This is a genomic window from Pengzhenrongella phosphoraccumulans (assembly GCF_045689905.1).
Lineage (GTDB): Bacteria > Actinomycetota > Actinomycetes > Actinomycetales > Cellulomonadaceae > Pengzhenrongella > Pengzhenrongella phosphoraccumulans.
Map to the genome: position 1 here is coordinate 2,841,341 of NZ_CP144210.1, position 20,528 is coordinate 2,861,868.

The following is a 20,528-nucleotide window of genomic DNA, read 5'->3' on the forward strand; positions in this document are numbered from 1 at the left end:
GTCAGTCCAGCGTCGCGTACAGCGCGTCGAGCAGGCCCGGGACCAGGTTCGGGCCCATCGCGACGGAGGCGTCGTCGTCGTTCGCGCGGGTGCGGATGGCCGACCACGACTCGCCGGAGCGCAGCGCGCCGACGGCGATCCGCACGTCCTGACGGTCCGGGTGGCCCATGAGGTAGGCGAGCGCCTCCTCGGGGTCGGCCGGCATCCCCTCCTCGGCGGCCGGCGGCAGGATGACCCGCTCGACCGTGATCGCCGCGCCCTCGACGCTGGGCGGCCAGGTGATCCCGCCCAGGAGCTCCTCGAGATCGGCCGCCGACGGCAGGCCCTCCTGCTCGATCGAGGTGAGGTGCGCGTCGTCCTTGCGGGCGGCTGCGACGACGTCGGCGGTGAGCTGGTCGGCGAGCTCGGGCGAGGCGTCGAGCGCGCGCGCGGTGCCGACCAGCGCGAACACGCGGACCGGACCGTCCCAGCCGCCCGAGGCCACGTGCCGCTCGATCTCGCGGACGGCGTCGGCCAGGGCGATCTGGGTGGGGGCCAGGACCGGGAGGTCGGGCGGGGTGACGGGATCGGTCGGCTCTGGGGTTCCGGCGGGCTCTGAGGTTCCGGTCGGCTCTGTGGTCATGGGGGATATCGTCGCATCGAGGTGTGGGAACCTCAGACCACGCCGGGGCGTTCACGGGGGAGACCCGGTTGCGTGCCGGGCAACGTATCGCCTAAGACGAGGAACCCACTGCTGTGAGCTTTCCTGCCCCGCCCCGCCGCCCCTCCGGCCCACCGCGAGCGCGCAAGCGCCGGGGTGCGCTCGGTCCCACGATCATCGTGCTCGGGGCGATCGTCGTCCTGACCCTGATCCTGGCCCAGGTCTGGACCGAGGTGCTCTGGTACAGCCAGGTCGGGTTCTTCAGCGTGCTGCGCACCGAGTGGCTCACCCGTGGCCTGCTGTTCGTCGCCGGCTTCGTGCTGATGGCCGGTGCCGTCGCGACCTGCCTGAACGTGGCCTACCGCTCGCGGCCCGTGTATGCGCCGTCGACCCCGGAGCAGGCGAACCTCGACCAGTACCGCGAGGCCGTCGAGCCGCTGCGCAAGCTCGTCATGATCGCCGGCCCGGCGCTGCTCGGCGTGTTCGCCGGCGCGGCCGCCTCGCAGCAGTGGGAGACCATCCAGCTGTGGCTCAACGCGGTCAAGTTCGACGCCGTGGACCCGCAGTGGGGGCTGGACATCTCGTTCTTCGTCTTCACGCTGCCCGGCCTGCGGTTCGTGGTCTCGTTCCTCATGGCTGTCGTGTTCCTGTCGGCCATCGCGACGCTCGCCACGCAGTACCTGTACGGCGGGATCCGGATCGGCGGCGAGGGCCCGCGCACCACCAAGGCTGCCCGCGTCCAGCTCTCCATCGTGGCGGCGATCTTCTTCCTGCTCATCGCGGCCAACTACTGGCTCGACCGGTACTCGCTGCTGACGAAGGCGGGGGAGAAGTTCGAGGGCGCGTCGTACGCCGACGTCAACGCGGTGATGCCGTCCAAGGGCATCCTCGCCGTGGTCGCGATCGTCGTCGCGGTGCTCTTCATCGTCACCGCGCGGCGCGGCAACTGGCGGATCCCCGCGATCGGCGTCGGGCTCATGGTGGTCTCCGCGATCGCCATCGGCGGGATCTACCCCGCCGTCGTCCAGCGCTTCCAGGTGGTCCCGAACGCGCAGGAGCTCGAGTCCGAGTTCATCCAGCGCAACATCGACGCGACCAAGACGGCCTTCGGCCTCGACAACATCGAGGTCACGCCGTACTCCGCCACGACGGACGCCGCGGCCGGCGCCCTGCGCAAGGACGCCGAGACCGCCGCCAGCATCCGGCTGCTCGACCCGGCGATCGTGAGCCCGTCGTTCCGGCAGCTGCAGCAGAACAAGCAGTACTACAACTTCGCGGACACGCTGTCGGTGGACCGGTACACGATCAACGGCGAGAAGCGCGACACCGTGATCGCGGTGCGCGAGCTCAACCTCGGCGGCCTCGGGACGAGCGCCCGCACCTGGGTCAACGACCACACGGTCTACACCCACGGGTTCGGCGTCGTGGCCGCGTACGGCAACACGACGAGCTCCGACGGTCAGCCGGCTTACTTCGAGGGCGGGATCCCGTCGACCGGTGAGCTCGGCGACTACGAGCCGCGGATCTACTTCGGTCAGAACTCGCCGACGTACTCCATCGTCGGCGCGCCCGACACGAAGAAGGCCTGGGAGCTCGACTACCCGGACGACGCGTCCGGCGGCCAGAAGAACACCAGCTTCCCGACGTCGAAGATCAACGCCGGCCCCAGCGTCGGCAACCCGTGGAACAAGCTGCTCTACGCGCTGAAGTTCGGCGACGAGGAGCTCCTGTTCTCCGATCGCGTGACCTCCGACTCCCAGATCCTGTACGACCGCAACCCGCGCGATCGCGTGCAGAAGGTCGCGCCGTACCTGACGGTCGACGGTCGGGTCTACCCCGCCGTCGTCGAGGGCAAGGTCGTGTGGATGGTCGACGGTTACACGACGTCGGCCGGCTACCCGTACTCCGCCTCGGCGCAGCTCGCCGACGCGACGGTGGACTCGCTCACGCAGCGGTCGTCCACGGTCACCGAGCTCGCCCCGCAGACGGCGAACTACATCCGCAACTCGGTCAAGGCGACCGTCGACGCCTACACGGGCGAGGTCACCCTGTACGCGTGGGATCCCAAGGACCCGGTGCTGCGGGCATGGCAGAAGGTCTTCCCCGGCACGCTCAAGCCGCTCTCCTCGATCAGTGGCGACCTGATGAGCCACATCCGGTACCCGGAGGACCTGTTCAAGGTCCAGCGGACGCTGCTGTCGAACTACCACGTCAGCGACGCGGGCGACTTCTACACCAGCCAGGACTTCTGGTCCTCGCCGAACGACCCGACGCAGTCCGCGCCGGTCGCCCAGCCGCCGTACTACCTGACGCTCAAGATGCCCGGTCAGGACACCCCGGCGTTCTCGCTCACGTCGACCTACATCCCGCAGGGTGGCACGCGCAACGTGCTCACCGGCTTCCTGGCGGCGGATGCCGAGGCCGGCAGTGTGGCGGGTAAACCCGCGGCGGGCTACGGGAAGCTGCGGCTGCTCGAGCTCCCACGCAACTCGACGGTTCCCGGACCGGGACAGGTGCAGAACAACTTCGACGCCTCCCCGGACGTCTCGACGACCCTGAACCTGCTCGCCCAGGGGAACTCGACGGTGATCCACGGCAACCTGCTGACCCTGCCCGTGGGTGGCGGCCTGCTGTACGTGCAGCCCGTGTACGTGCAGTCGTCGAGCGGCACGCAGATCCCGCTCATGCGCAAGGTGCTCGTCGCCTTCGGTGACTCGATCGGCTTCGCCGACACGCTCGGGGAGGCGCTGGATCAGGTGTTCGGCGGCAGCTCCGGGGCCAACGTGGACGGCACCGCGCCGAGCACCGGCCCGACGGCGCCCTCGACGGATACCCCCGACGGCACGGCCACACCGACGCCGACGCCGTCCGCGACCTCGCCTACCCCCGCTCCGAGTGCGACCTCGGGCACGGCTGTCGGGACGGCGCGCGAGCGGCTCGACTCGGCCCTGACCGCGGCCAACCAGGCGATCCAGGAGGGTCAGGCGGCGCTTGCAGCCAACGACTTCGCCGCGTACGGGGAGTCGCAGAAGAAGCTGCAGTCCGCGCTGGAGGCGGCAGTCGCTGCTGAGGCTGAGCTCGGATAGGACCTGAAAGCACCCTGCGGGCACTCGGTTCGGCCCTCGATTAGGAGGGTCGGCCCGGGTGACGTAGGGTTGCTTTCAGCGGCGCGGGGTGGAGCAGCTCGGTAGCTCGCTGGGCTCATAACCCAGAGGTCGTAGGTTCAAATCCTACCCCCGCTACTTATGAAAGTGCAGGTCAGAGGCCCTTTCTTCCTTCGGGGAGAGAGGGCCTCTTGCGTGCGTGACCGCGCGGTGACCGCAGACCTTGCCTCCGGATCTGAGTGGAGCGCGGGGGACTTGGGCGGATGTTGCGCGGGTCACAGAGCTCTAGCGCCGGGCGTCAGGGGCGCCTCCCTGGTTAACGTGTCGGGGATTCGGCCGGTCCCGGTAGCACACGGGGGTTGCCAAAACCCTGACACTTCCGGTCGTCGTCGACCGCGGTGCGGGCGCCCGTCGCTAGGGTGTCGCCATGTCTGACTCCGTCTCCGAGATCGACGTCGCTGCCAGCCCCGCAGCCGTGTGGGAGACGCTGACCGTTCCCGCGCTCGTCAAGCGCTGGCAGTACGGCAGCGACCTGGTCACCGATTGGGCCGTCGGCAGCCCAATCCGGTTCACCGTGCAGTGGGAGGGCGGCCGGTTCGAGCAGTGGGGGACGGTCCTCGAGTTCGATCGCCCGCGTCAGCTGTCGTATTCGCTGTTCGCGCCGCGCCCGGATCTGGCGGACGCGCCGGAGAACTACTTCACGATGACGTACCTGCTGACGCCGCTGGAGGATGGCGGCACACGGGTGTCGATCACGCAGCACGATCCGCGCCCTGGCGCCGGCGAGGCGGAGGCGGACGAGGGTGCCGAGAACCCGGTGCTGATCGAGCTCAGGACCGTCGCGGAGTCGCAGGCCTGACTCCCACGTGATGATGACGACGTCGGTTCGGGTGTGACCACCGCGCCCCGCTAGCACCGAGGTGTTGTCACAACCCTGCCGGCCGTGGCGGGCAGCGACGGCACAGCGGTTTGACAAGCACGCATCGTCCAGGGTTACACTCATATCAGCATCTGCTTTAACGATAAAGCAACTCCCGCCACCTCCCCTGATCTAACCGAGGGCGGCTGGTGGAGTTGCGGATCATCGGTGCGATCGGCGATCTTGCTTCAACGATGAAGCATTCCCAGGACCAGGAGGTTGTTGTGGCGAAGGAGAAGTCAGTCGGACGCGGTCGGGTCACGCTACGCAATGTGGCTGACCTGGTCGGAGTGACCCCGTCGGCGGTCTCGATGGCGCTGCGGGGCAACCCACGTATCGGCAAGGAGACGGCGGCGCGGATCCAGACCGCCGCTCGCGACCTCGGCTATGTCACCAACACCGCCGGACGCGCTCTGCGCGCGCAGAAGTCCGGGTCGATCGCACTGGTGGTGCCGAACACGAGCCAGCACGTCTTCGGTCATGCCTACTTCATGCACCTGCTTGTGGGCGTCAGCGCGATCAGTGATGAGCAGGGCGCGCCGGTGATCATCTCCACCGGGGCGGAACAGGAACACGGGGTCACCGCCTACGAACGACTTCTGCGCTCCCAGGTTGCCGATGGCGCAATCGTCGCCTCGGCGGCAGCGGATGACCGCGACCTGGAGAGCCTGGTCCGCTCGGGCCTCCCGGTCGTACTCATCGGCCGCACCCCCACGCTCCCAGGCTCGATCTGGGTAGGAATCGACGATGTCAAGGCGGCCAGGACAGCGACCAGCCACCTGCTCGAGACCCATCACGTGCGGCGGATCGCCCACATCAGCGGTCCGCTCGACCACCAGAGCTCGCTCGACCGCCTCGAGGGTTGCCGCGCCGCACTTCGTGCCTCCGCGCAGCCCGAGCCGATCGTCGTCCAGGGGGACTACAGCGAAGAGTCCGGTGCCAAAGCCGCTCGGATGCTCCTGGCCCTGGACGAGTCCTTCGACGCGATCTTCGCCGCCAACGACGAGATGGCCTACGGCGCGATGTGTGAGTTGCGGCGGCGCGGCCACCGGACACCGCAGGACGTCAAGATCGTCGGCTTCGACGACTTCGGTCTGGCGCGGGTGACCACGCCGGGGATCACCACCATTCGCGTACCTGCCGAGAAGATCGGGCGCCACGCGGCCGCCCAACTTTTCGAGCTCCTGGCAGGTAACCAGCCCACCCCTGCGGGAACGACCCTGCCGGTGGAACTCATCGTCCGCGAGTCATGCGGCTGCACCGTGCCCGACCAGAACGCGAAATGACCACAGTGAACGCCACGTCAAAGGAGACATCGCCATGAGAATTCGCCCACTGGGTGCGGCTGCCATAGCCGGCATCTTCCTCCTCACAGCCTGCAGTTCCGGTGGAGCTGCCGACGGCTCGTCGCCGGGGACCAGCGCCGACGGGGTCGTCGCCCTGACGATGACAGCTGGCTTCACTGGCGGTGACCGCGCCGCGTACGAGGGCCTGGTCAAGACCTTCAACGACACGCACCCGAACATTCAGGTGACGATGGAGATCCAGCCGTGGGACACGATCGCTCAGACTCTGCCCGCCGCCTGGGGTACGGGACAGGGGCCCGACGTGGCTACCCCGAACTTCGACCCGAGCGTGGTCGCGAAGTACGTTGAAACTGGTTCAGCGCTCGCGCTCAACGACTTCACCGGCGCCAGCGCCGACAAGATCGACACCGCGAACCTCGGACCGGCAGCTATCGGCGCGTTCACGATTAAGGACACCCTGTACGCAGTCCCGGCGAACGTGGCCACCCTGGAGCTGTACTACAACAAGGCACTCTTCAAATCCGCAGGCATCGCCACACCGCCCGCCACCAGCAAGGAGTTCAAGGCCGACGCCGTCGCGCTGACCAACGCCGCCGACGGTGTGTACGGCCTCACGTTGGCTGACCACGAAACCATCCAGATGTGGCCGGTGCTGCAGTGGATGGACGGTGGCGACATCGTCGGTGAGGACGGCTGCGCCGTCATCGACAACGACGCGAGCGTCGCGGGTCTGAAGGAATGGACCAACCTCGTGATCAAGGACGGCATCAGCCCGGTCGGACTGACCGGCGCGGAGTCGGACTCCCTGTTCTCCGCCGGTAAGGCCGCCATGCAGATCAACGGCCCATGGGCGGCCGCCGGCTACGCGGCAGCGGGTGTGGACTTCGGTGTGGTCAGCGTCCCCGTCGGGAGCGCCGGCCCAGTGACCCTTTCATCGACCGTGCCACTGATGATCGGCAAGGGCACCAAGCACCCCCAGGAAGCTGCTGCGTTCCTGTCGTGGTGGACCGGCCAGGACGCCCAGCGCCAGTTCGCCCTCGCCTCCGGCTTCCCGCCGGTGCGCACCGACATGGCGTCGGACCCTGAGCTGATGAAGAACGAGGTCGTCCAGGCCTTCGCGTCCGCCCTGCCCAGCGCGCGGCTCTACCTGCCCGGCGTGCCCAATGCCACCAAGGTCGACACCGAGGTCTACGTGCCGCTCATCGGTGAGATCACCCGCGGCGCTGACGTCGCGGCATCGGTCAAGACCGCAGCCGGTGACATCAACGCTCTGACCGGCTGCACCAAGTAGGCCGAGCAACTCAGATCTCGGGGCCCGGGAGGTTCCCTGAAGCCTCCCGGGCCCCTGACCAGAACGGAAAGCGCATGACCACGCAGATTGACCTCAGGCGACCTGCCCTGCAGGTCACCCCACCCCAGCGCAGGCGACGTATCCGGATTCAACCCGCGGTTCTGTTCCTGCTCCCCAGCGCGCTCATCCTCGGCACGTTCGTCATCTTCCCGATCTTCCAGTCCCTGTGGATGAGCTTCCACGAGTGGCGCATCGGAGCCGACGTGCAGCCCTGGGTGGGCCTGGGCAACTACACCCGCCTGCTCTCCGACCCGCAGTTCTTCAACGCGCTGCGCATCACCATCATCTTCACCACCGTCACGGTCGCTGTGCTGCTCGTGCTCGGGTTCCTGCTCGCCTACTGGCTCCAGCGGACCAATCTGCTCAGCCGTACGCTCCGCTCGGTCTACTTCTTCCCGACCGTCGTCGCGCTGTCCACCATCGGCATCGTGTGGCGCTTCATGCTGGACCCGGACATCGGCCTGGTCGCCGGGGTGATGAAGAACCTCGGCCTTGACCCGGTCGCCTGGCTGCGCAGCACCACGCTGGCGCTGCCGACCGTCATCGCCGTCGGGATCTGGAAGACCCTCGGATTCACGATGATCCTGCTCCTTGCCGGGCTCCTGGGCGTGCCCGAGCAGCAGTACGAAGCCGCACGCCTCGACGGGGCGAACTCGCTCCAGCTCATCCGCCACGTCACTCTGCCCGCGATGCGGCCGACGCTCCTGTTCGCGGCGGTCATCCTGACCATCCAATCGCTGCAGATGTTCGACCTCATCTTCGCGATGACCCATGGGGGACCGCTGTTCTCCACCGAGACGCTGGTGACGTTCATGTACCGCCAGGCGTTCGAGAACTTCGACTTTGGCTACGCCTCCGCGATCGCCTGGTCCCTCTTCCTCGTCATCGTCATCGTCTCCGCGCTCCAACTCCGATTCTTCAGGTACAACGATGTCGACTAACCCCACCCTGCCCGCGCGCCTGAGCCGAGGCGCGATCTGGACCGTCGTACTGGTCGGTGCAGTCATCGCGGTCATCCCATTCCTGTGGATGCTCGGCGGCTCGTTTCGCAGCGAAGCAGACCTGTTCGCTGACCCGTCCCGGATCCTTCCCGCCACCTGGACGCTGCACGGCTATCGGGAGATCTGGACCCAGCTCCCGTTCCTGCGGCTCGTCGCGAACAGCTTCATCTTCGCGGGAGTCACCACCGCGCTGTGCCTGCTCTTCGACTCGATGGCCGCCTACGCGCTGTCCCGGCTGAAGTTCAAGGGCCAGACCGTCGCGTTCTGGCTCGTCATCGCCACGCTCATGGTCCCCGTCCAGATCACCCTGGTCCCCGTCTTCATGACGCTGTTCAACCTCGGCTGGCTCAACACCTACCAAGGCCTGATTATCCCGCGCGCCACCAGTGCCTTCGGGATCTTCCTCCTGCGGCAGTTCTTCATGCAGATCCCCCGCGAGCTCGACGAAGCGGCCCGCATCGACGGTGCCAGTCACCTGCGCATCTACTGGCAGATCGTCCTTCCCCTGGCCAAGCCGGCGCTGGCCACCCTCGCCGTCCTGCACTTCATGAACCTGTGGAACGACCTGCTCTGGCCTTTGGTCATGACGACGACGACGAACATGCGCACGCTTCCCGCCGGCCTCACCCTGTTCGGTGGTCAACACGTCACCGACCACGCGGTGCTCCTCGCGGGGGCCACCATCTCCCTCATTCCCCTGGCCGTCGCCTTCGCGCTCGCCCAGAAGTACTTCGTGCACGGCGTCGCAACGACAGGAATCAAGTGAGCCCCCACCGACCCAGAGCCTTCGATGCCGGCGCCTTCACCTGGGCGCTCGGCATCGAAGACACCTGCGTGTACCCCGCCGCCGACGACCCGACGCCTCCCCTGGACGAGCACGCACTCACTCAGCACGACAGCAACTGGCGTCATGACCTGGACCTCGCGGCCAGCCTCGGTGCCTCAGCCGTCCGGTACGGCGCCTCCTGGCCGCTCGTTCATCCCGCCCCTGGAACGTACGACTGGGCGCACCTGGACGAGGTGGTCGACTACGCCGGCCAACTGGGCCTCACGCTCATTGCCGACCTCGTCCACTACGGCTGCCCGACCTGGCTGCCCCAGTCCTTCCTGGCCGAAGACTTCCCTGCGGCGCTCGGGCAATTCGCCGGCGCATTCGCGGCCCGCTACCGCGGACGCGTCAACCACATCACCCCACTGAACGAACCCATCACGACCGCGTCGTTCAGCGGGCTGCGCGGCGTCTGGCCGCCCTACGGTCGCGGCTGGGACGCCTGGGTCGCGGTCACTCTCAACATCGCCGAGGCCGTCGTCCTCGCCGAGCAGGAAATCCACACAGCCAACCCCGACGGCGTCGTCGTGCACGTTGAAGCTGCCCTGCTCTACGAGACCGACGAACCCACGCTCTGCACCGAGGTCGACCACCTGACCCAGCTGGCGCAACTCCCGCTCGATCTCACCACTGGTCGGGTCGCCCACGACCACCCGCTCTACCCCTGGATGCTCGCCCACGGAGCGGACCCGGAGCGGCTGGCCGTTCTGGTCGACGGGCCTGCCCGGATCGACGTCCTGGGCGTGAACTATTACCCGAACCTCTCCCCGCGAAAACTCGTCATCCACAACGAATCGCCCGCCCAAGTTGCCGTGGATCGCGGACGCAACGGCCTTCACGACGTGCTCAGCGCCCTGGCCGCGCGCTACGGCCTACCGCTGGCCATCACCGAGACCAGCATCGAAGGAGACGACGCCACACGGTCCAGCTGGCTGCACGAGTCCGTCGACTGCGCCAAGCAGCTCCGCGGCGAGGGAATCGACCTACGTGGACTGACCTGGTGGCCACTGCTCGACTTCGTCGACTGGTCGTTCACCGCGGGGGGATCGAGCGTCGAAGAGTTCCTCATCCCCAACGCCAAGACCCCGCAAGAGAGCTACACGGTCCAACAGCCACTCGGAGACCCCGCCGACGGCGTCGAACCCTTCCTGCGCCGCATGGGCCTCATCCGCCTCGAGGCGGGTCCCGACGGCGTGCTTGATCGCCTGCTCACACCGAGTGCCCACGCATTCCGTGTGGTGAGCGACGATGCCTGACTCGGTCTCGGTGCAAGCCGGCGCTGCCCACGCCGCTGCGTACCCCGAGTACTTCGCAGACCCCTTCGTCCTGCGGACGGCGACCGGATACATCGCCTACGGCACCGTGCCGGCAGCGACCCCCGGCGCCCACCCGCCCGACGACGGACGCCAGTTCCAGATGCTCACCTCACCCGACCTCGTGCACTGGTCAGACGCAGGGGGAGCACTCGTCCCAGTGCCCACTTCCTTGGGCACCGACTACTGGGCCCCCGAGGTCGCCCACCGTGACGGCCGGTACTGGCTGTACTACTCGCTAGGGCACGGCGACCACGGCCACCACCTCCGCGTGGCCGTCGCCGACGACCCCACCGGCCCGTTCCAGGACACCGGCGTTAACCTCACGCCAGGGGAGCGGTTCGCCATCGATGCCCATCCCTACCGCGACACCGACGGAACCTGGTACCTGTTCTACGCCCACGACGTCCTGACCGGACCGCGGATCGGAACCATGCTCGCCGTCGACCGCCTCATCGCGGCGACCGCTCTTGCCGGTGAGGCGACAACCATCGTGCGCCCCGACGCCGACTGGCAGATCTACGAACGAAGCCGAGAGATGTACGGCCGCACGGTCGACTGGCACACGCTCGAAGGCCCCTCAGTTGTCTGTCACAACGCGCGCTACTACTGCCTGTTCTCCGGCGGATCCTGGAAAGACGCCAGCTACGGCGTCAGTTGGGCCGAAGCCGATCACCCACTCGGCCCGTGGCGCCGAGGATCGTCCACCCCGCGAATCCTGTGGACCATTGGAACCGACGTCGTCGGCCCGGGACACAACAGCATCACCGTGGGCCCCCACGGTGAGGACGTGATTGTGTACCACGCGTGGAACTGGCCCCCCACAGCCCGGCAACTCCACCTCTCGATCATGACGTGGACGGTGGATGGCCCACGGGCTGACGGTTTCCCAGAAGGCGAACCTCCGGAGCGAGGGTGAGCTATCCCTCGGACTCTGCCGCGGCCCGCTAGCACAGACGGGTTGCCAAAACCCTGACAGTTGTGGCGGCGAGCGAGGCTGCCGACAACTGTCAGGGTTTTGGCAATAGGGACGCTGTGGTTTCGCCGGAGCTACCGCGCCGCCGCGATCGGGCACACCCAGACGTCGACCGTGGTGACGGCGTCGTCGAACGGGACCGCGACGCCGGCGGACGTAGCCGCTGCGGCGTAGTCGTTGCCCCAGTGCGGGTGCAAGACGACGACACAGGGCCACGCAGGCGGGTCCTAGTCCAGGCGGCTGGCCTCCGACGCGTGTTTGGTGAATGGCCGGGGACCCTGCCTCCGGGTCGTCTGCTGGACGGTTGTCGCTGAGTTGATTTCACCCCACTGATCAACTCGGCCGGCTGCACGAACGGGGAGGCTGTGTTGGTGATGTCAACGCAGCCCACCTCTGGTCCGCGTGACCTCCCCAAGGCGCCGATGGTCGACCCCGACATCCTCGTGGGCGAACGTCACGATAGTCGCCGACCTCACCCCGCCTACTGGCTCGTCGCGATCCCCGGCTTGCTCATCGTGGGCTGGCTTGTCAGCCTGTGGCCCTTCGCAATCCACGACCACATCGACCTTCTCGACGACCCCGCCGTCGGGAACACTGCCGACCGAGCCTGCGCCACCCTCAGCACAGCACTGTCTGCGACGGAAGGGCTCAGCCGGCCCGAACGCATCACCGCCGGCAACGCCGCCATCGAAGAACTGGTCAACGCGATGAACGCTCTGGGACATTGCGTCCTCGCCGGGGACGAGCCCAGCGCCGCCTGGATCGCCGACTGGCGGCGCCTCCAGGAAGCCCGCAGCGACGTCGCCGTGGCCCTTCCCGCCGCCCCACAGACCCAACTGGTAATGCCGCTCACGCCGGACGGCTACCCGATTACGCGGCGCATGATCCACGCGAGCGGCCCGTCCTGCGAGACCGCAATCACCCTTGCGGCAGCCCCCTGATTGGCCCGATCTGCCGGGCTGGACCTCTGACAGAACCCTAAGAGCCAGAGGAGTCATGTTCGCCCATCTTGGTTCTTCGCCCTGAGGCCTGGCCTGCCGTAGAGAGGTGCAGTCTGAGCCGTGACCCGTGTGACGATCAACAACGAAAATCCACGCCGGTAAGCGGTGCGAGGTCCAAGCGGCACGGCTCGCTGCGCGCCGGTCAGCGCCTCCTGGCTTCCCTGGCGCGGGTCGTGGCTCGCCTTCGGCTTCGCATGGTGCAGTCGGGGAGGCTGCGTGCTCCGGAGTGCCGGGTGTCACCACCGCTGCGGCGGCCTTTCGCGAGACCCCTGTCCCACGGCGGCGTGCCCAACGACAGACGGCAAGCAGACCGCCCCGCCGGATACGCCGTTCGACGGAGGCGCGTGTCGTTGCCACCTTTGCCGGGGCTGCTTCGGGAACGCTCGCTTAGCCGGTTCGGGGAAGGGCAGGCGGCGCCGCGTCAGGATTGAGTGCCGCACCCCCGGATGGCACTACCTATGGGGTGTTCGCCTGTGGCTGAGTCGGGACTTCCGAAGATGCTGCTGGGAGCCCGGCAGTTCGCCGATATCTTCGCTCGAGCTTGGCCGCGACACGGACTCTGATTGGGCCGATCCAATCAAGAACCGTTCCCGGCGTGAACGGCTGGAGGGCGGCGGCAACGAAGACAAGAGCCGCCCCCCAGAAGACCGCGTGGCCCATCCAGCGAGGTGCACCGGAAAGCCAAGGAGGTGCGAAGAAATACACCATCGCGAATCCAATTGCGATCACGGCACCAATGATGACGGGTATATCTAGAATACGCCGAGAGTTCACCCCTGCACGCACCCGAATTCTGTGGTCCTGTTGAGAACGGTCATGCATCAGATCCTCGACGGTCCTGGTTGCTTCGGCCACCTGAGCGCTCAGTCGGCGCTGCGACGATTCTGCAGACTCCGCGTCCGCGTGCGCCCGATCTTCAGCCTTTTGCCGAGCCTCCTGCTCCGCGCCTAGTCGTTCGAGAAGAGGGTTCTCCAAATCCGAGCGGACACGCACGAGAACTGCGGCAGCTGAGTCGAGTACGACGTCCTCCTCTCCAAGGGTGAGGTCCATGAGCGCTTGGCGCGCTTCGGGGCGCGACCGCAGGACGATCGCCTCATCCTCTCTGATCTCTCCCCGCTCCTGGAGTCGCTCGATCTCGGCGAGGTACTTCGTCCAGAGGTGTCGGCCGGGCTGCACTCCGGCGTACACAGTTGCCAAGAGTTGGCGGCGGGGAAGGTCGTCGGCAACTCCTGGGCTTCGAGCCCACAAGAATGCTGCCAGGTCGCCATCAACCATCGCGAGCGGCCAGCCGTGCCGCTCATCGACCTGACGGGACGCCCTTGCGACCGCTGCATTGTCGGTCACGAGAACGAATCCGCAGCGCTCAAAAGCCTCCGGCGACGAACCCTCGCGGAGTCGATGGATCGCGGAGAGGCTGTCGACGTCATATCGGCGCGCACCTGCGTTGCTGTAGTTGATGTGGTGTGCGAGCAGTGCATCGAGCGCGGTTTCATCTAGGCCGTACGAATAATAGCCGTCCGGTTTTGACTGTGACCTAATTCCGATAACCTTTAGCGAATTGTCAATCTTTGCGCGTTCGATCTCAATGTCTGCAGCCGTCATGCCGGCGTCTTGAAAGTACACGTCAACCTCGCGGAGAGCACCGGACCGTCGACCTGCAGCTCTAATCGCTGCCTGTGCCGAAAGCAGCACCCCGTCGACCTCACGCACCGAATGTTGGAAGCATGAGATCTTCATGCCAAGTGAACGCGCAAGTTCAAGCGTCTCGAGGACGGCGCGCTCTTGCGTCTCACCTTGATAGCCGAGCGCCTTAAGCAGAACCGGAGTGTCAAGGAATCCAGTGACGTTCTTTAGTGACTCCTTGAATCGGGACGTGTCCAAACCCACAACGGCGGCAAGGATCGCGCCTTTGACGGCTTCCTCGACATAACCAAAAGCAGTGTTGTCCTGTTCGGCGAGATGTGCAACAAATCTCGAGACCGCGTAGTTTGATCCCCGCAGTTCCGTCGAATCGGAACCAGGTCCCCCTTTGAGTGCTTGCCGAAGCAAAGGCACGGCGTGAGACTCGATGAATCCGTCAATCTGAGCGACGAGATCTCCCGCGAGTAACTCGCTAGAACTGCTAAGCGTCCCCTCGATGAAGGCCCGATACTTCTCGACTAACTCCGCTTGCCTCCGACTGAAGCGCGCGATATCGGCGGAGATGCTTCCAGCCGCGTGCGCATGCTTCTCGGTAGCTACGAATCGCCCGTGCGGGCCGCTCGAGCGTTGGGCGTAGCCAGCCTTTACTGCACGCTTAAGCAGAACACCAACTACGCGGTCGGGTATACCAAAGCCGAAATTCTCCCGAACTTCGGCCGCGGCCTTGTGTTCATCAATTGACTCGGGAAAGCGTTGGTCGAGCACGTCCAGCACGTAGGGGCTAAAATTGTCCAAGTAACTCGGAGCAGCGGCGTCAAAGTTTGCGCGCAGAACTGCGTAGCCTATCAACGCGCTCGTGGCTTGATTCACACATCGCTCCCAGTTGCCGATCGGTCCGTGCAATCTTGTTCAAGAACTCAAGGATGCATCTGGTACCGATCCGTGTTCATCGATTATCCCGGCATGTCAAGGTACCGGCAGAGCGACGGGTTGGTGCCACAAGGACCCAGAGTCGCGTCTCATTTCTTGCCCAGAGATACTCTTATGACACAATTCGTCGGACATGCGGTGGAAATGGGCGTTTTGCGAATCTCGATTCTCCGTGATGCCGTGGCGCGCTCATCAAGCGTGGGCCGCGGTTGGTCGGCGGTGATGGCGGTCAGGTCGTGCGCTATCCAGATGACCTTGTCATCGGCCTTGCCGATGACGACTGGCAAGAGGGAGGTTCCACGACTGAGTTCATGACATGCCGGCTGACGTGGCGAGCGAGTAGCCCGAGTACGTCAATTTCGCCTTTGCCGACGTCCCCAGCACGCATGAGACTCAGACTCCGACCAGCCAGCGGAAGCTCAGATGCGTGTCGGTCTCGGGCAGTGGATCCATGGCTCGATCGCGACCAACACGTCACCTGTCGGCGACTCAGCGACCCTCCGGAAACACGCGCAGGCTCTTCGGGTGGCATGATCAATGCATGCCATGGGATTCTCTGCCTTCATACCTTGGTTCCGCGGGGATCTTCCTGCTGGGCCTGGTCGCGCCCTCCGTTAAGACCCTGACGGATCAATTCGTTGCTGGCACGTTCAAGAGGCGTGAGAAGAAGGCTGAAATCATCGAGACGAGAGCCGACGCGGCGGCCGATGCGTGCCTCAGAGATCTGTCCCTTGCGAAGATAGCCATTCGGGACTATTCGGTCTTTCATCGAGCTGTCATCGATCGCGAAGAGGCTCAGGACAAAGAATCCGCGCGTCGTCACTTAGAAGATTCCGTTGCAACCCTCGAGGCGCACAGCGCATTGCTCCCGAAAGAATTGCGGGCATCCCTCACCGTGTTGGCCTCGATCCTCAAATATGCACATGACCTTCCCTATGAGAGATCGCGAATGGGTAGGTTTGGGTGGCACCCAGATTCGGCGGTCACAATCGGTGACAACGCTGCTCGATATGGCTCCGAAATACTCAGTGCCTACCTGCGGCGCGATACCCAGCCGCTGAAGCCGGACGTGATCATCGAGTACGAACTTGCCACGGATGATCGTAACGAAGAACTCTCGGACGAATTCGCACCGGAAATCCAGGAAAGTGCGGACGAGCAGGCACAGTTCCGAAAGAAGCATGACCTGACTGCCGAGCGGAAACCGTGGCCCAAATAGCCGATGGAGCGATAGTTGATCCTCGGTCGGTTGCACTCGGAGTGCGAACAGGCTGGTGGGGGTCCTGCGGACTGTCGCGTGCACGGGCTGATGCGCACCCGCTATCCAAAGTTGGTCGGGCAATCTTGGATAGCACGGGCGATATCCAGGCCTTTGATCGCTCGCTACGTTCGTCCGCGGTTGAGGGTTCGGTCGAAGGCGGCGAGGTTCTTCTCGTCGGCATCGGGCAGGGCGTGCAGGTACTTCTGGGTGGTCATGATCTGGGCGTGGCCCATGCGGTCCATGACGCCCTTGAGGTCGGCGCCGCCGGCGAGGAGCCAGGACGCGTGGGCGTGGCGCAGGTCGTGGGGCCGGATGTGGAAGCCGATGTTGGCCTTCTCCTCCGCGGGTAGCCAGATTCGGGTCCGGAACGTGTTGCGCGACAGCGGGTTGCCGCCCGCGAGGTCGTTCGAAGGGAACAGCAGGTCGTCGCGGGCCAGGCCGAGACGGGCGATCCGGGCGGCGAGGATGTCGATCAGCTCCTGACGTACGCCCAGCACGCGCGGCTTGTTGTTCTTCGGGTAGGGCTTGAAGATCATGCGCTGGCCGGTGGGGGAGTGCTTCTTGGAGACCTCGACGACCGTCTCGTGGATCGTGACCGTTCGGCGCAGGAAGTCGATGTGTCGGGGGCGCAGCGCGATCAGCTCACCCCAGCGCAGGCCTGTCTCGATGTCGGTGACCACAAGCTCCTCGTATCTTCGCCATCGGGGCGGACGCCGAACGCGGGCAGGAAGTGCTTGTCGAGGTAGGACCGGTAGGAGACGCTGGTGGTGGCTTCGATGTGACGGCTGGGGAACCAGATGGTCTCGACGTACTCGCGGAAGGTGATCTTCCCGAGGAACGGGTCGAGCCAACAGCCCTCGTCGACCTTGACCTGCTCCCGGTTCGCCACCCGCAGCGCAGCCCGGGTCGAGGGAAAGGTGCCGGCGGATCGGGTGCGTCCGTCGGGGTCTCGGTAGTATCCCCGCGAGGTCACCGTGCCGTTGATGGCGACGTGCTTGCGGGTCCACGCCATGGGGTGCCTCCCATTCTTTCGAGACATTCTTCTATGACCGCCAGGTGACCGCATACGTCGCTAAATGGCGATGGATTCGTGCGGACGCTGGTGGACTAGATAGTGCCTCTGACCTGCGGTGACATACCCAAGATACCCCGGTTCGCGCTCAAGCGAAAGCCCTGGAAAACGACTTTAGTACCGCTCATAACCCAGAGGTCGCGGATTCAGAAACGAACCACTCGCGCTTCTTGTGAAAGTGGAGGAGCTCACTCCCGATTGAATGCGCGCGGGAGCGCAACAGTGCAGCCACTTCGTCGCCCAGTGCCGGTGCGCGTCGTGCCGAATATCCGCGCGGGGCGGAGTGGCGCAACGCCTCACCCCCTTTTGACTTTCTTTGTTCATCTACCTAAGTTGGCTCCTGGATCGCCCGATCGGCCTAGAGCGATCAGCGCGTGGCACGACGATGTGCCGCCTCGTCGAGAGGACCACTGATGTTCCGAGACTTCCATCTGAGTTCGCCGCGCCCGCCGGCCCGAAGGGCAACCACGAGCCCAGTGGTTCTTCGCAGGACCTTGGGATGGGGGGCACTGATGCTTGCCTCCGCCCTCGTCCTGCTGGCGACGGCGTCGGCCAGCACCGGCCTTGCTGCTCCCCTCACCCTCCCGGCGGCAGCCGCCTCGAGGAGCAAACCAGCACCGCCGGCGAGCGAGTTTGTCACCAAGAGCGGCAACCAGTTGATGCTCGGGGGCACGCGGTTCCGATTCGGAGGTGACAACCAATACTGGCTAGGGCTCGATGAGAACGTCGGTGGAGTCAACCCCGATGACCCAGGCGCCGTCGACCTTCCCACGAATTTCCGCATCCGTGACGGGTTGACTACCGCCCGAACGATGGGATCGCGCGTCGTGCGGACGCACACTGTTGGCACCAATCTTGGGAGCCCGAACAGTTTCGAGCCGACCCTTGGTCACTTCAACGAGGATGCGTTCGCCGCTGCCGACTACGCGGTCGCCGAGTCCGGTCGTCTTGGTCTCAAGCTCATCGTGCCTCTCACGGACAACTGGGATTACTACCACGGTGGCAAGTACACGTTCTTGCGCTGGCTTGGTGTGAGCACGGCCGACGACGGGGCCGCGTTCTTCACCGATCCGACAGTGCGCGCCGCATTCAAGGAGTACATCTCGGAAGTCCTTACGCACGTCAACCCGTATACCGGTAAGCGATACGTCGACGACCCGACGGTGATGGCGTGGGAGCTCGGCAACGAGCTCAACGGCATGACGCCCGAGTGGATCAACGACATCTCGTCGTACATCTCGGGCCTTGCCCCGAAGCAGCTCGTCGCCGCGGGCGCCCAGTCCGGTACGGACACGGGTGTCCTCGCGTCGCCGGACGTCGACATCGTCGACGCTCACTACTACCCACCGAGCGCCAACGCGATCGCGACCGACGCAGCAGCGGCCAAGGCGGCGGGTAAGGCCTACATCACCGGCGAGTACGGCAGCGGGCAGGCGAATGACGCCCTGATGGACGCGGTCGCCGCCAATCAGGACGTCGACGGCGCGCTCTTCTGGTCGACCTTCCCGCACGCCGACCACTACGGCTTGGTGCAGCACTCGGACGGATACACGATTCACTACCCGGGTGACACGGCGGCGATGCGCACCGCCGTCTCCGCGATCACCCGCTTCGCTGACGTCATGGGCACCTGCACCGGGTGCGTGAAGCCGGTGGGCGACGCCCCGATGCTCACGAGCATCGTCAAGACCCAGGGCGTCAACCTGCTGACCTGGCGCGGCACCGCGGGCGCCTGGTCGTACAGGGTCGAACGCGCGACAGGCAGATCCTGGTCGGTCATCGGCACCGGACTCACCGACAACGACACGCCTTGGCTCGACCTGAGCACGCCCACGAGCGCCGCGCAGTATCGGGTGGTCGCGCTGGATGCCTCCGGGGCGAAGATCGACGTCTCTGCGCCGATGGGTGCGGGTGCGACCGAGGACGCCGTCACCGATCCCCTCGAGGACTGGTTCGTGGCCTCCCAGCACAGGGCGAACCTGCAGCGGACCCCGACAGAGCGGGGTGTGCGGGTGGGCCCCGACGGGGGCGAGCCGGCCACGCTGACGTATGCGCGGCCGGGGATCACCTCGGCGGCCGTGACTCTGGCGCATCCGAGGGACCGCGCGGGCGTTCGTCTCCAGGTCTCGGCCGACGGCACCACGAACTGGAAGACCGTCAAACCTCGCACGGTCGACGCCGGACGGGACGCTGTCACCCTGAGCCTGACGGGGCTGGCCGACGTCGGCGGGGTCCGGGTGGATTGGCCATCCGGGAGCCACGCGGCCGTGACCGGCGTGTCGCTCACGTCGACCGCCGAATCGCTCGCGACGGCCATCCCGGGTCCGTTCGCCGTGACGGCTCCGCCCTCCGGGCCGACCGAAGTCAGCCCCGAGACGTCCATCTCCTGGTCGGCCTCGGCCGGCGCGGCGTACTACTCGATCCTCGTGTCGAAGAACGCCGACCTCAGCTCACCGGTGGTCCAGGCCACGAGCCTGCGCACGACGTCATACCGCCCGCCGGCCACCCTTGATGCGTCGACGACGTACTTCGTGCAGGTCCAGGCAGTCAATGCTGCCGGGACCACCACCGCCACGGGCTCACCGGCGTCGTTCACCACCCGGCCACCGGTCGTCGGGGTCCTCGTCGAGGACTACGACGGCTACGCCTCCGACGCCGCGCTGCAGGAGGCCTACGTCCGCAACGGCGGCGGAGACCCGATCACCCCGACGCTCAGCAGTGTCGCGGACGGGTTCGGCTCGAGCATGTTGCTGACCTACACGCTCGGATCGAAGGGCTACGCCGGACTCACCCGCACCATCGAGCAGAACTGGAGCTCCGCGGCGGGTCTGCGGATATGGCTGCAGCCCGACGGCAGCGGCCGTGACGTCCTGGTGCAGTTCCTGACGAGCACCGGCTACTGGGAGACGAGCATCACCCCGACGGGTACTGACGCCCGGTTCGTCACCATTCCTTTTAGCCAGTTCGCACCGCCGCCCTGGGCTCCGCAGGATGGAACTCTCGACCTGACGTCGGTGTCGCAGTTCGGCTTCTACCTCGGTGGCAGCTCGGGCACCGGGACCCTGCTGGTCGACTCGATCACCGCCTATCCGGCGCCCTAGCCTCGAACAGCCCCTCAACGGGCGTGTCGAGAAAGATCGCAGGACCCGGATCGGGGCTCTCCGTCAGCAACTAGCCGACGGG

16 protein-coding genes and 1 tRNA gene are annotated in these 20,528 nt (G+C 66.0%); 12 read left to right on the top strand and 5 right to left on the bottom strand.

The window, feature by feature from the left end:
• Position 1 precedes the first annotated feature (1 nt).
• The gene (locus VTA80_RS13150; protein ID WP_407341545.1) at positions 2-622 is read right to left on the bottom strand and encodes a PPA1309 family protein; all 621 of its coding nucleotides are present in this window, start codon (positions 620-622) and stop codon (positions 2-4) included.
• A 113-nt stretch (positions 623-735) separates the two neighbouring features.
• On the opposite strand from VTA80_RS13150, the gene VTA80_RS13155 reads away from it, so the two are divergent.
• The 9 genes from VTA80_RS13155 (at position 736) to VTA80_RS13195 (ending at position 11,383) form a co-directional block, all read left to right on the top strand.
• Positions 736-3,726 carry a UPF0182 family protein gene (locus VTA80_RS13155; protein ID WP_407341546.1) on the top strand — a complete coding sequence of 997 codons (2,991 nt, stop codon included), beginning with the start codon at positions 736-738 and terminating at the stop codon, positions 3,724-3,726.
• 82 nt (positions 3,727-3,808) lie between these two features.
• Positions 3,809-3,882 (top strand) — tRNA-Met (locus VTA80_RS13160).
• Positions 3,883-4,171: 289 nt separating this feature from the next.
• Entirely contained in the window at positions 4,172-4,603 is a 432-nt protein-coding gene (locus VTA80_RS13165) for an SRPBCC domain-containing protein (protein ID WP_407341547.1), read from the top strand.
• Positions 4,604-4,935: 332 nt separating this feature from the next.
• Positions 4,936-5,949, top strand: coding sequence for a LacI family DNA-binding transcriptional regulator (locus tag VTA80_RS13170; protein WP_407341548.1), 1,014 nt, complete (start codon positions 4,936-4,938; stop codon positions 5,947-5,949).
• A gap of 34 nt (positions 5,950-5,983) precedes the next feature.
• Positions 5,984-7,261, top strand: a complete 1,278-nt coding sequence (locus VTA80_RS13175) for an ABC transporter substrate-binding protein (protein ID WP_407341549.1) — start codon at positions 5,984-5,986, stop codon at positions 7,259-7,261.
• 74 nt (positions 7,262-7,335) lie between these two features.
• Complete coding sequence (locus VTA80_RS13180) at positions 7,336-8,262, top strand: carbohydrate ABC transporter permease (protein WP_407341550.1); 927 nt, start codon at positions 7,336-7,338, stop codon at positions 8,260-8,262.
• The gene (locus tag VTA80_RS13185; RefSeq protein ID WP_407341551.1) at positions 8,252-9,088 is read left to right on the top strand and encodes a carbohydrate ABC transporter permease; all 837 of its coding nucleotides are present in this window, start codon (positions 8,252-8,254) and stop codon (positions 9,086-9,088) included. Before VTA80_RS13180 ends, VTA80_RS13185 begins: the two co-directional genes overlap by 11 nt.
• Complete coding sequence (locus tag VTA80_RS13190; protein ID WP_407341552.1) at positions 9,085-10,407, top strand: family 1 glycosylhydrolase; 1,323 nt, start codon at positions 9,085-9,087, stop codon at positions 10,405-10,407. Before VTA80_RS13185 ends, VTA80_RS13190 begins: the two co-directional genes overlap by 4 nt.
• The gene (locus VTA80_RS13195; protein ID WP_407341553.1) at positions 10,400-11,383 is read left to right on the top strand and encodes a glycoside hydrolase family 43 protein; all 984 of its coding nucleotides are present in this window, start codon (positions 10,400-10,402) and stop codon (positions 11,381-11,383) included. The genes VTA80_RS13190 and VTA80_RS13195 overlap by 8 nt, the downstream gene beginning before the upstream one ends.
• Before the next feature lie 131 nt (positions 11,384-11,514).
• Here VTA80_RS13195 and VTA80_RS13200 read toward each other — a convergent pair whose 3' ends face one another.
• The gene (locus tag VTA80_RS13200) at positions 11,515-11,637 is read right to left on the bottom strand and encodes a hypothetical protein (protein ID WP_407341554.1); all 123 of its coding nucleotides are present in this window, start codon (positions 11,635-11,637) and stop codon (positions 11,515-11,517) included.
• Between the two features lie 225 nt (positions 11,638-11,862).
• On the opposite strand from VTA80_RS13200, the gene VTA80_RS13205 reads away from it, so the two are divergent.
• A complete protein-coding gene (locus tag VTA80_RS13205; protein WP_407341555.1) occupies positions 11,863-12,381 on the top strand; it encodes a hypothetical protein in 519 nt (172 codons plus the stop codon).
• 516 nt (positions 12,382-12,897) lie between these two features.
• Here the strand turns inward: VTA80_RS13205 and VTA80_RS13210 are convergent.
• Positions 12,898-14,952 (bottom strand): hypothetical protein, encoded by a 2,055-nt coding sequence (locus VTA80_RS13210; RefSeq protein WP_407341556.1) that lies wholly within the window; start codon positions 14,950-14,952, stop codon positions 12,898-12,900.
• A 601-nt stretch (positions 14,953-15,553) separates the two neighbouring features.
• Between VTA80_RS13210 and VTA80_RS13215 the strand changes: the two genes are divergently transcribed.
• The gene (locus VTA80_RS13215; RefSeq protein WP_407341557.1) at positions 15,554-16,231 is read left to right on the top strand and encodes a hypothetical protein; all 678 of its coding nucleotides are present in this window, start codon (positions 15,554-15,556) and stop codon (positions 16,229-16,231) included.
• Between the two features lie 164 nt (positions 16,232-16,395).
• On the opposite strand, the gene VTA80_RS13220 is transcribed toward VTA80_RS13215, so the two are convergent.
• Together VTA80_RS13220 and VTA80_RS13225 are read right to left on the bottom strand one after the other, a co-directional pair.
• Entirely contained in the window at positions 16,396-16,953 is a 558-nt protein-coding gene (locus VTA80_RS13220; protein ID WP_407341558.1) for a tyrosine-type recombinase/integrase, read from the bottom strand.
• Positions 16,911-17,285 (bottom strand): hypothetical protein, encoded by a 375-nt coding sequence (locus VTA80_RS13225; protein WP_407341559.1) that lies wholly within the window; start codon positions 17,283-17,285, stop codon positions 16,911-16,913. Before VTA80_RS13225 ends, VTA80_RS13220 begins: the two co-directional genes overlap by 43 nt.
• A 572-nt stretch (positions 17,286-17,857) precedes the next feature.
• On the opposite strand from VTA80_RS13225, the gene VTA80_RS13230 reads away from it, so the two are divergent.
• On the top strand, positions 17,858-20,446 hold the full coding sequence (locus tag VTA80_RS13230; RefSeq protein WP_407341560.1) for a carbohydrate binding domain-containing protein: 2,589 nt from the start codon (positions 17,858-17,860) through the stop codon (positions 20,444-20,446).
• Positions 20,447-20,528 lie beyond the last annotated feature (82 nt).